General features: G+C 45.6%; 7 protein-coding genes. All 7 read right to left on the reverse strand.

The window, feature by feature from the left end:
• Positions 1-252: 252 nt before the first annotated feature.
• The 7 genes from MCB1EB_RS07800 to MCB1EB_RS07830 all read right to left on the reverse strand — a co-directional run bounded on the left by MCB1EB_RS07800 (position 253) and on the right by MCB1EB_RS07830 (position 11,555).
• Positions 253-4,083 carry a WD40 domain-containing protein gene (locus MCB1EB_RS07800; protein WP_052393553.1) on the reverse strand — a complete coding sequence of 1,277 codons (3,831 nt, stop codon included), beginning with the start codon at positions 4,081-4,083 and terminating at the stop codon, positions 253-255.
• Positions 4,084-4,964: 881 nt separating this feature from the next.
• Positions 4,965-8,780: an NACHT domain-containing protein gene (locus MCB1EB_RS07805; RefSeq protein ID WP_052393552.1), complete on the reverse strand. Its 3,816-nt coding sequence runs from the start codon at positions 8,778-8,780 to the stop codon at positions 4,965-4,967.
• Positions 8,781-9,347: 567 nt separating this feature from the next.
• Positions 9,348-10,418, reverse strand: coding sequence for a tyrosine-type recombinase/integrase (locus MCB1EB_RS07810; RefSeq protein WP_045361537.1), 1,071 nt, complete (start codon positions 10,416-10,418; stop codon positions 9,348-9,350).
• A complete protein-coding gene (locus MCB1EB_RS07815; RefSeq protein ID WP_045361534.1) occupies positions 10,399-10,677 on the reverse strand; it encodes a DUF4224 domain-containing protein in 279 nt (92 codons plus the stop codon). The genes MCB1EB_RS07810 and MCB1EB_RS07815 overlap by 20 nt, the downstream gene beginning before the upstream one ends.
• A 9-nt stretch (positions 10,678-10,686) precedes the next feature.
• Complete coding sequence (locus MCB1EB_RS07820) at positions 10,687-10,989, reverse strand: hypothetical protein (RefSeq protein WP_126353974.1); 303 nt, start codon at positions 10,987-10,989, stop codon at positions 10,687-10,689.
• Between the two features lie 43 nt (positions 10,990-11,032).
• The gene (locus tag MCB1EB_RS07825; protein ID WP_126353948.1) at positions 11,033-11,236 is read right to left on the reverse strand and encodes a hypothetical protein; all 204 of its coding nucleotides are present in this window, start codon (positions 11,234-11,236) and stop codon (positions 11,033-11,035) included.
• Positions 11,229-11,555 (reverse strand): hypothetical protein, encoded by a 327-nt coding sequence (locus MCB1EB_RS07830; protein WP_126353975.1) that lies wholly within the window; start codon positions 11,553-11,555, stop codon positions 11,229-11,231. Before MCB1EB_RS07830 ends, MCB1EB_RS07825 begins: the two co-directional genes overlap by 8 nt.
• Positions 11,556-11,558 lie beyond the last annotated feature (3 nt).

Below are 11,558 nucleotides of genomic sequence, written 5' to 3' on the forward strand. Positions count from 1 at the left end.
GATAAAGCCCATCTGCCACACGTTACGACATCATAGGCAATATCAAAAACTCTGGAAGCGTCTCGCTATTTTGCTCTATTTAGATTTCCGAGTTTGATCGAGAACCCATCAGCATTTCGATTGCTGAGATTGCCGAAGTCAATGCCTATAACGCCAGCGTCTGCTGGCAGTGGCGCGAGCAGGTGCTTGAATTAAAGGCTTTCTATCGAAAACTACAGCAAACACAACATCATTCACCGGTCATCTCAAACATTATGGATACAGTTGATTGATCTGAGTCTGCCTTGCGCCTCGCTGCCTAAGTAGAGCGGCATTTTGAGAACTTAAATTATGGGCGTTTTCGATTAATGCTTCTGTTGCATTTAATTCACCCTGCCATGAGGTCCACTCCAATGTGACCTGGCTCACTCGGTCTATATTATGAAAAACCCGCCAAAGGCGAACTGCCTTATCCTCCTCCCCCGTAGCAAGCATGGCAACTCCATCTGGCAAAGTTTGCCACGCGACACTACAAACAGCCCCAACAAAATCTTGCAGTATAGTCTGACATTCACCAGAATTAACAGACCATACCCTCACCGTATTGTCTCTACTTCCAGATGCTATCCATCGACCATCATTTGAAAATGCGACACTAGTCACTCCTTTCTGATGCCCAACATAGGTGCGTTCGGGAGACCAAGCTCTGAAGGCATTCCATAGTTTCAATGTTTTATCCTCGCTTCCAGATATTAACCATTCACTATCAGGAGAGAATGCAACACTCGAAACTTGATCTTCATGCCCACTAAAATTTCGTATCTCGAATTTCCATAGAGGTATTAAACCCCATAATTTTATCGTACCATCCTTACCGCCAGATGCTAACCATTGGCCATCTGGCGAAAAAGCGATACTATTCACTCCCCATTGGTGCCCAATGTAGGAGGTATGAATAAGGTCACGCTCACCCAAAGTATTCCATAATCTGACCCGACCATCCAGACTTCCTGAAGCTAGCCACTCCCCATCACCTGAAAATGCAACGCTTGTCACAGGGCATTCATCATCAATATAAGCATGCTCAAAATCTCCGCCACCCAATACTTTCCATAACATCACAGTATTATCGTCGCCGCCAGATATAATCCACTGACCATTTGGCGAAAGTGCGGCACTTCTCACTTCAAATTTATGTCTAGTATATGTATGCTCAACTTGCATGCTAGGGAAACTCCACAGCTTCACTGTACTATCGTCACTGCTGGTTACTAGATACCGGCCATTTTGGGAAAACGTGACACTATTTACTCGAGACCCATGCCCCTTATATGCCCATGAAAAAGCTCGCGCACCCGATACACCATATATTTTCAGCGTTCTATCTTCACTACCAGATGCAATCCATTGACTATCAGGAGAAAATGCAATCGTAGCCACCATATCCTGGTGTTCGGCATACGTGTGCATAAGTGCATTACTTGATAAGTTCCACAACTTCACAGTATTATCCCAACCGCTGGAGGCCAACCAATTGCCATCAGGAGAGAATGCAACATTCGATACCATTTCACTATGCCCGACATAAGTATGAAGGGGTCCCAGCGTCTTAGATATATCCCACAGCTTCACTGTTTTATCAGCGCTACCAGACGCGACCATCTTACCGTCGGGAGAGAACGCAACACTCGTAACCGCTTCTTCATGTCCGGTATAAATCCTTGCGGGTTCTTTGGGGAATATACTCCATAACTTTATTGTCTTGTCCTCGCTTCCAGATGCTATCCACTGACCATCGGGTGAAAATGCGACGCTTGTTACTTTATCCCCATGCCCGGTATACGTGCGAATAAGAACTGGCGTGCCTGATATACTCCATAGCTTCACTGTTTTGTCTTCGCTGCCAGACACTATCCATTCACCATTGGGCGAAAATGAAACACTCGTGGCGTCACTATCATGCTTACTACCAAACTCTGCAGGAGTCCATGTGACTGGTTCGGACAAATGCCATAACTTCACCGTACTACCACTACTAGCAGCTAACCATCGGCCATTATGCGAAAAAGCAATACTTGTTACCCAATCATTACCTACCGAATATGTCATTGACTTTTCCAAATTATAAGTTTGATAAAAGTGAATATCACTCCCCTCACTTATGGCAAGCCAACGACCATCTGGTGAATAGCAACATGCGTAAACTTCTGTTTTCATTTCTAACGTTGGTCTTTCGCCGAGTTCACAACCAGACAAATTCGCCCGATCCAAATTCGCCTTTTTTAGCCAAGCACGATACCAATTCACCTCTCTTAAATCCGCACCTGTAAATTGCGTAGAATCGAATATTCCATAACCTAAATCTGCGCCACGCGCATTTATTCCACTAAAATCTTTGCTACTTAAAGACACGCCACCTTTTACCAGAACCGTGAGCGCATTCGCCGTACTTACCTCAAACTGAGCACCTTCCTCTCCTTTAGATTGCTCCACCACGCTTAAAAGATGCTCTTTTAGCTCTCGCTCTTGCTGCACACGCTCTGCTAAGAACGACAATATCGCTGGATCGTTCACAATATTTAACGTGTTGAGCCAGGAGGAGAATTTAATCTTGTTTGTGCCTAGCTCTTCCCACAACGCTCTCGCCACAAAATAATCCTGTAACGATTTATGAATAAATCGATATTGATCGCCTTGGCAGATCAACGGCGCGTTTAAACGCATCAACACAGTCATTGCATTGTCATTTCCTAAAAACCGCTTGCGCCAGGCCTGACTCGATTCAACACTCGGCTCTTCCCAAGGATCATCTGCCGTGGCTAAATAAGTAGAAACCACTTCTCCAGCTCGATACATCTCAAGCGCTAATTTTTTACTAAAACCCATCCCACGCTCGACAAATCTCGTCTGCTCTAAGCGCCTGAACTCTTTCGCTTCTTCTGAGTTGAGTTGAATCTGCGCCAAACGTCGCTGCGAGCGTTCAAACCAATTGTTTACAAACTCGTCATACAGCCCTATTCGCGTAAAACGCTGACCCTCGGCCTGAAGTTTTTTTCTTAACTCAGGCAACATACTCAACGTTATTTTCAGTAAAAATGGATTGCCCACCAGCTCTTTTAAGTCTCGCTGCTTTAATGCTTCTTTATACTGTTCCGCACTCCACGGCCCTTCTGGGTGCACTTTTTTATATTGATCCACATACTGCTCTATCGTTTTTTCCGAAAAAGGTGCCAAACGATATTCTTGCAGTGCGCTGCGCTCACCCGATGAGTGAAATTTATATTGATAATTGGACCCTAAATACTCTGGACGGCTGCTGATAATTATTTTGGCATCTCGCCAATTATTCAGCTGATTATCTTTATAAAAATCCCGTTGCCGCTCCTTGATCTCATCAAATCCATCTAAAATCAAAACAAAACGATGCTTAGTTTGCAATTCTTTGATTTGCTCTTTTGAAAAACCCTGTATTTCAAAAAACTTTTCAACCAAATTCGGCTTTGACTTTAGCTCGCTCGATGACAATTGGATAAATACTGGGATAGGGCTATCCCTCACGGCACTTGCCTGGGTATAGGCCGCCCACAAACTAACCGCGAAATCCCGGTTAAATGTCGATTTTCCTGAACCTGCTTCGCCTAGCAGAAGTAAGACTTTTTTATTGGAGTTCAAAAAATCTTGAATCTTGCTTTTTAAATCGAAGCGGGTTGAATCGTGAAGCTCCATCCCTTCCGGCTCCACGTATTTCGACAACGCATCTTTAACTTCGTTGTCTTCCTCTAAACTTTTTTCATACCTTTTCTGCAACGCCTCAATAGCCGAATCTAAGTTGACCAACGGCTTAATATTAGGCTGCAAGGCAAAAATATGCTGCAACATCAGGGTCTCTATCAACTTCGAATCTACCGCCGCTAAATGTATATGGTTATTCGCTGTATTGTTATTGCCAATAGTCAAATTATTTAAAACACCATTACCGATTTGCACGTTACTTTCACTTGGGTCATCGGTTCGTTCTTGCGTATCAGAAAAAGCTGAAGCCAATTTCGGAATATATGACGCTAAGGAAGGTTGAGTGCTCTGATTCGGACTAATCGGCAACATGTTGGGCGCTCCTCTCTAATAATTTGTTGATCTGCTGAATACCTCGCTACCCGCTAAGAATCCGGCTTTCGTTGAATCAATTCTCCCGCTTCAAAGCTGGCACATAGGCAACGCCAAAACTCCCGAAAGTATTCGAAGTTTTATGCGCGCAATTTTACGTCAAATTTGCTTCGGAAAATTTATGCCTAATTCGCCCTAATAAGGCCTAAAAACGCATAAATTGGCTATTGCTCCGTAGCAGAAAAACGGCTATCCTGTTGATTACGTTCATCTTTATTGATTTACCTCCAGGACTCGAAATCCGGTATACTGGTCCCCAGTATCGAGGGTTCAAATCCCTCCCTTTCCGCCAATTCCCTGTGTTTATAAGGCTTTACAGTTTCAAACCGCCACATCTGCGCCGGTTTTTGCTTCGCACTCCCTCTTCTGATCTCCTGTTTGGCCCAATCGCTAAAAGCCCTGCGCCGGTCTTTTGCTTCGGAATGAATTATTTCGTCAGTTTCGTGGGCGAGCTGATCGCAATGATAAATAAAGAGAGAAAAACGTTTGAGTTGAATCGGGGATTGAGACAATTTTTTATCGTCTTGCGCCTTGCTGTGGAGAACAGCAGAACACATCCACGCCGGAAAAAATTTCTAGATGTCTTAGATAGAAGTAGAAGGGAACAGCCAGATCTGTTGGCTTTTTGTACTAATATATGCCGCTTTTACCGGTGGGCTTGGCACTAGATCTGAACCAGAGCCCACCGGCATTTCGCTTGCTGAGATTACCAAAATTAATGCATCGCCATGGCGTGAGCAAGCGCTTGGATTGAAGGCATTTTATCGACAGTTACAGCGAATACAGTATTCTTCTTAAATCAACGCCCAAATACATTCGACCTAAGCTGCACCACGCTGTATAAGCAAGGCTCTGTTTTGAGGGCTTAAATTACGAGCTTTTTCGATCAATGCATCTGTAACAGTCAACGCCTCTTGCCGTGAAGCCCATTCTAATATGATTTGATCCATTCGGTTTCCGTTATGGTAGATGCGCCAAAGACGAACTGCCTTATCCGATCCCCCCGTAGCTAGTAGCGCAGCAGCCATATCCGACAAAGGTTGCCACGCAACGCTATGAACAGGTCCAACGAAACCTCGCAGTATAGTCAGGCAATCGCCAGAATGAACAGACCATGTTCTCACCGTACTATCCCAGCTTGCAGATGCTAGCCACTGACCATCGGTTGAAAACGTGACACTCCATACCTCATCTTCATGCCCTACATAGGTACGCACTAAAGTGCGATCACCCCAAACATACCACAGCTTCACGGTACTATCGTCACTACCAGACGCCAACCACCGACCATCGGCAGAAAACGCAACGCTATTCACGATACCTTCGTGCCCTATATAGGTGTGCACGAGAGAATGATCCTCCAAAACACTCCATAGCTTCACCGTGCTATCCATACTTCCAGACGCTAACCATTGACCATCGACTGAAAACGCAACGCTCCTTACCTTATTCGTATGCCCTTTATAGGTGTGCGAGAGAGAGCGATCACCCAAAATACTCCACAGTTTTACTGTCCTATCATAACTTCCGGAAGCCAGCCACCGCCCATCAGCAGAAAACGCGACACTATTCACATCGCTCTCATGCCCTACATAGGTATGCGCGAGAGAACGATCGCCCGAAATACCCCACAGCTTTATCGCACCATCAGCGCTTCCAGAAGCTAACCACTGACCATCAGCAAAAAATGCGACGCTCCTCACCCTATCCCTGTGCCCAGCATACATATGCACGAGAGAGCAAACACCCGAGACACTCCAAAGCCTTACCGTATTATCAAAACCTCCGGATGCTAACCACTGACCATCAGCAGAAAACGCAACACTACTCACCGCTTTATTCCCATACTCAGCACGGATATGGACGAAAGAGTTAGCATCCAAAACAGTCCATAGCCTCACAGTATTATTATTACTTCCGGAAGCCAGCCACCGCCCATCAGCAGAAAACGCGACACTATTCACACCGCTCTCATGCCCTGCATAGGTATGCGCGAGAGAACGATCGCCCGAAATACTCCACAGCTTTATCGTCCTATCAGCGCTTCCAGAAGCTAACCACTGACCATCAGCAGAAAACGCGACACTATTCACATCGCTCTCATGCCCTGCATAGGTATGCGCGAGAGAACGATCGCCCGAAATACTCCACAGCTTTATCGTCCTATCAGCGCTTCCAGAAGCTAACCACTGACCATCAGCAGAAAATGCAACGCTATACACCCCTTCCTCATGCCTAACATAGGTGTATAGGAGGATACGATCGCCCGAGACGCTCCAAAGCTTCACCGTATTGTCATCACCTCCAGACGCGAGCCACTGGCCATCGCTTAAGAACGCGACACTATTCACCCCATTCCTATGCCCGACATAAGTGTGCACAAGAGATCGATTGCCCGAAATACTCCACAGCTTTATCGTACGATCAGCGCTTCCAGAAGCTAACCACTGACCATCAGCAGAAAATGCGACGCTCCTCACCCAACCCGTATGTCCGACATAGGTATGGGCAAGATAGCGGTTACCCAATACATTCCAGAGCTTCATTGTATTATCCATACTTCCAGACGCTAGCCACCGACCGTCCGGAGAAAACGCAACACTATCCACCCAATATTCGTGCTCAGAATAAGTATGTACTTTTTCTAAATCCTCTGCCCCATAAAGCTGAATATCACTGCCTTCAGTCACAGCAAACCAGCGTCCATCCAGCGAATAACAACAAGCCCGGACAGCATTCTTCACCTTTAAAGTTGGCCTTTCACCCAACTCCAATCCTTCCAGATCAGCTCCATTCAAATTGGCCCCTCTTAACCAAACCCCTTGCCCAATCACCTCTCTTAAATCTGCATCTTGAAACTGTGTATGGTCAAAAACCCCATAACTTAAATTCGCCCCACGCACTCGTATCCCGTTGAAACCCTTGCCACTCAAAGCCACACCGGCTTTCACCAATAGAGTAAGGGCATTCGCCGCACCTCTCTCAAACTGAATTCCTTCTTTTCCTTTAGATTGCTCAACTACGTTTAAAAGCCGGCGTTCTAATTTCGTCTCTTGACGCACGCGTTCTGCTAAAAACTGCAGCACCGCCGGATCGTTCACGATATTTAATCTGTTGAACCACGAAGAAAATTCAATCTTGTCATGAACGTCAAGCTCTTCCCACAAAGCTCTCGCCACAAAATAATCCCTAAGTGACTTATGGATAAACCGATATTCTTTACCTGGAACACCTTGCTTGTTTTGACTCATCAACGGCGCATTTAAGCGCATAAGTTTCGTCTTTATATCAACATCACTTAATAAGTGTTTGCGCCAATCTGGCTCTACGCTCGCATTCGTTTGTCTCGCAGGGGCATAAGCTGAGGCTAAATACGTGGTCACCACTTCTCCAGCTTGATACATTTCGAGTGCCAGCCCTTTGCTAAAGCCCATTCCATGCTCAACAAAGCCCTCGCTCTCTAAACACTTGAACTCTTCCTTTTCTTTCGGATCAAGTTGAATGGCTGCCAAGCGCTGTTGCGAACGATCAAACCAACTCTTTACAAACTGGTCATAAATAACAAGCCGGGTCAGGCGCTGACCGTCTGCTTCGAGTTTCTCACTCAGCTCAGGTAACTCGCTTAAGGTTATTTTGAGTAAAAATGGATTACCCAGCAGTTCTTTCAATTCAGGATGTTTTAACGTTTCTTCATATTGTCCTTCATGCCACAGCCATTCTGGATGAACCTTTTTGTATTGTTCCACATATCGCTTTATCGTTTCATCCGAAAAAGGAGCTAATCGGCATTCCTGCAGAGCGGTACGTTTCCCGGGTGGGTGAAATTTGTATTGATAGTTCGAGCCCAAATACTCCGGCCGACTGCTAATAATGACTTTAGCTCCGCTCCAGTCATCTAGTTGATTATCTTTATAAAAACACCGGTGACGGTCCTCAAGTTCATCATAGCCATCCAAAATAAATATAAAACGATGCTTTTTCTGTAACTCTTCTATCTGCTCTCTTGAAAAGCCCTGACTTTCAAAAAACGTAGTGACTCGATTTTGATTTGAACTGTTCAGACTTGACAAGGCAATAAATACGGGAATAGGTATATTGGCTTGGGGTGTATAGGCTTCCCATAAGCTACGGGCCAGATAACGGTTAAACGTAGATTTTCCCGAACCCGCTTCCCCCAACAATAACAATACTTTCTTATCCAACTCCAAAAAATCTCGAACTTTACCTTCTAAATCAAAGCTGGTTGAATCGTAAAGTTCCATCCCTTCAGGCGTTACATAATTCGCTAAAGCATCTTTGATTTCGTTATCTTTCTGCAGTCCATCTAAATACCTTTTCTGCAGCTTCTCGATCCCCATGTCCAAACTATCTAATGGGGTAATATTTGGCCGCAAGGTGATGCTTTGCAGTGGCTTAAGCGTTTCTGTTATCAACTTCGCATCTAAATCTGTTCCATGGAAATGTACTGTCACTTCGTGATTCGAACCACTCACTGGAATACTCACCAAGCCTGCGCTAATTTGCGTGACAGATGCCTCACCTGCATCATAGGCTGCACTAAATAAATCGGTCCGTGCTCGCATATTGGATGAAGTCAAAGAAGATGGAAGGCTTTGATTTGAACCAATCGGCAACATGATACTTATTCTCTTCTAAGTATTCGCTCTCATTCGTATAAGCTGAGCTCTGCAAAGCTAGCCTTGAACTTGTCTTTCATGCCATGTGCCTCTGGCTGCTAGAACCACTGCAAAAGTACCCCATCCAGATCGTTGTGTCTGCCTATTCTTAACAAATATTATTCATTATTCTGTTAACCGTCCTACTTAACAAATATAGGCCATAAACCTACATTCCGCTACCCATTCTCATTTTTCAATACATAAAAAACCTTTATCTATCAATGAGTTATATTTTTATTAAAAAAGTAGCAGCAGGTGGGATCCAATACGGGAATCAAGCTGTTAGGAGTGCAATATAGCAGCTCGCTAGCTTCAAGGACTTCAAAGTGACCTCAAAAGAATTTCAGTATAAATATAAAAGTTCTTATATATCAATAGGTTAAAAATTCTGCTTTTTGAAGGCAGGGGTAAGCATAAATCTCCTTTTTTTCGGGAAAGCTCAGCAATCTACCCTTGAGAGGATTTTGAAACTTGTCACTAACAACCGAGGATATAGGTTTTTTCTCTAATTTATGACGATCTCTATCATTTCGTCGGCTCCACTTTTTCACCCCGGCGATTCCGCACATAGTGCTCCGTCATCTTGATGCTCGTATGTCCCAGCTGCTTTTGCGCGCGCCGTATATCCCCCGATAACTCCGCTTTATCAGTTCCCGCTTTCGCTCTTAAATCTCGAAACTGATACTCTCCTGCACATAAGCCTGCCGCAGTCCGCGCTTGTGCAAACATCGCTTGCAGCGTTTTTAACGCAACGCGCTCTCCTAACTCATTTACCACCAAATCAAAATGCCCCGTGTTGTGCTCGGCTTTTCTCTTTAATATGCGTTCCAGCGTTTGCTTGAGATCTCCTGTGATCGCTATGCGCAGCTTCGTCTTCGTCTTGTTTTGCTGCACCAGCAGGCACCCTTCTTTGATATCCTGCTCCGTCATCTTTAAAATATCCGAGGGCCGCTGACCCGTCAGATACGCTAAATCCATTGCATCCCGCAGCGGTTGCCTCGCTTTCGCATAAATCGCTCCATATTCACTGTCTTCGATATAGACACTGCGCCCGTCTTCTCGATAGCCCTTGATCCCCAAACACGGATTCGGCTGATCCGTATAGCCCCATTCCCTCGCCTTGTTCCAGATATGTGAGAATAACGACTTCTCCCGATTCGCCCTCACCTGCCCTTCGCTCCCATTGACGGCTTGGCCGGCCTCTTTCAGTTTTCTGACGGTCTCTTTCACGCGCCAATCTAAAAACTGACGAATATGGATCGGCTTGATCTCATCCATTAATGCCGGCGGATTATCAAAAAATTCCAGTAATTTAACCAACTCCGCCAGATTGTCTTTCTGCGTGCGAGGCGCTTTCGTTGGGATCACATCCTGCCTATATCGTTGTGCCGCATGACGAAACGTCACCCTGACTCGATCCTCCAACTGGTTTTGACTATCCAGCTCACTCCACTTTTGCAGCGCTTCTAGATAATCTGGCCCCAGCGCAATCTCCTGTCTCGAGGAATGGCCCGTGTCGTAGTAATAATAGGTTTGCCCGCTACGCTGTACCCTCGCTCGCATCCGCGGCGGTAAATTAGACGCGGATTGGCTCATCTTTTACCTGGATCGCTAACTTCGGTTGCCAACTTTTCGCTTTCACTTCTTCTGACCGACCCTCTACCGCGGCACGCGTCACAATCGGCCGACCTCGCTGGTTCATAAAAAATACGATCTCCTGCTCTTTTAAATAGGCTTCCTGCCTTTCGTATTTACTCGCCTTGCGGGCATACGCCGTCCCCGCTTCCAGCGTCTTGCCTCGCCGGATCCCCGTCAGCTCATCCACTTGCGCTTCGGTCAAAAAAACTTCACTCATTTCCACTCCTCAGCATAGGCTGGAGCGTTGAGCGGACTCTTCTTCAGAAACCCAAAATTGAGGTTCCAAATCGCATCCCACCTCAAATACTCCGAGGCTTGTCCCATCCTCTTTGAAGATTTGAATTGAAATAGATTCATTCCATTCCCAAGTTCCCTCACTTTCTGAGTAATAATTCCCTGCCACCTCTCTGGCTACATACTCGGCATCCTCTTCACCCCAACTTGACTCTAAACAATCCGCATCTTCAAATCCCCAACGTTTATCCACAATATATTTATACGTCGTCATCTCTTTTCTCCATTCATTCATGGGGTTTTACTGCTTACCGTTGGCATTTGCATGAAGCCAGGTTTCATACGTCATTCCATTGTTCGTCCGTCAGCTCGGAGCGTGGATCAACATAGCCGTCCACACGGCAGCGCTGTTGGGGCAGCAAAATCGATGCGGGGGCGCGGGGCCGCACCTCCGCGCAGCGCGGACAATCAACCCCGTACTTCGCACGCCGCGCATTCCTGTCATCCCTCATCGCTCTGAAATCTTCACCCATATCACCCATGTGACCTCTCCGTCTGGTTCGTTGAATCTACGCTTTTATTTTTTGGATAAATACTAAAATGGATTATCCGTTTTTTATAAACTCCAAAAACACCTAGACTTAAACCATCCTCTTTAAACACTTCAATAACCATTTCACCCTTTCCACTATCCGCCCACCAAAAACTCTCCGAATCAATATGCTCCGCTGCTGCTCGCACTAAATCTTCAACCTCATCTTCATCTAGCTTCGATTCAAAACCATATCCATCTTCAAATCGTTCGCCATAGTTCAGCACCGCATATCTATAACGCTTTGCACTTTCTTGGCTCTTCATCATGAC

The organism is Mycoavidus cysteinexigens, assembly GCF_003966915.1.
Classification (GTDB): domain Bacteria; phylum Pseudomonadota; class Gammaproteobacteria; order Burkholderiales; family Burkholderiaceae; genus Mycoavidus; species Mycoavidus cysteinexigens.

Coding starts and splice junctions, on each gene's coding strand:
- MCB1EB_RS07800 (WP_052393553.1), bottom strand. CDS start 4,083: ATGTTGCCGATTAGTCCGAATCAGAGCACTCAACCTTCCTTAGCGTCA.
- MCB1EB_RS07805 (WP_052393552.1), bottom strand. CDS start 8,780: ATGTTGCCGATTGGTTCAAATCAAAGCCTTCCATCTTCTTTGACTTCA.
- MCB1EB_RS07810 (WP_045361537.1), bottom strand. CDS start 10,418: ATGAGCCAATCCGCGTCTAATTTACCGCCGCGGATGCGAGCGAGGGTA.
- MCB1EB_RS07815 (WP_045361534.1), bottom strand. CDS start 10,677: ATGAGTGAAGTTTTTTTGACCGAAGCGCAAGTGGATGAGCTGACGGGG.
- MCB1EB_RS07820 (WP_126353974.1), bottom strand. CDS start 10,989: ATGAATGAATGGAGAAAAGAGATGACGACGTATAAATATATTGTGGAT.
- MCB1EB_RS07825 (WP_126353948.1), bottom strand. CDS start 11,236: ATGGGTGATATGGGTGAAGATTTCAGAGCGATGAGGGATGACAGGAAT.
- MCB1EB_RS07830 (WP_126353975.1), bottom strand. CDS start 11,555: ATGATGAAGAGCCAAGAAAGTGCAAAGCGTTATAGATATGCGGTGCTG.